Here is a 517-nt window from a genome sequence, read left to right on the forward strand (position 1 = left end):
GCGCCGGAGGATACCGGCAAAAGCGTGAATACCCCGACGATGGCCACCCACACGAAGGTCAGTGCTGCGAGCGTGGCCGCCCACCAGGCGGCGGCTGCCAGCGTCGCGCCCGGATCCAGGGCCAGAGCCAGCAGAGAGGGGATGAGCGCAGCCAGCAACACGGCGCCGAAGCGTATGCCTAGCGCGGCGAAGACGCCTGCCCAGGCATGCCGAGTCTGTGCGCAGACCAGCCGCCAGATGCCTTGCTCACGTTCCTCATGAACCAGGCCATAGCCGAGGCCAATCACCGCCAACGGCAGCAGGAGTGCCACCAAGGTGGAAAAACCGAGCGCGCCGATTTCGCGCAAGAGCGGGTTGAAGATCTGGTCGCTGTTGCGGCCATCGGTATGGCGGCTACGCGGGATCGCGTCGATATGGATTTCAGGGCTCAGCAGATCGAACTGAGGCACGCTCAGGGCCAGGCCGCCCTGTGCAGTAAGGCGCACGCTCGGGGCGATGGCGTTGTTGGCGGCGAGCG

General features: G+C 66.3%; 1 protein-coding gene. It reads right to left on the minus strand.

The features are described 5' to 3' along the window. Positions 1-517: hypothetical protein (locus tag ACR6JA_RS22005; RefSeq protein ID WP_494599495.1), on the minus strand; the 517-nt coding region annotated here is incomplete at both ends.

This window comes from Cedecea sp. B1(4), assembly GCF_059414925.1.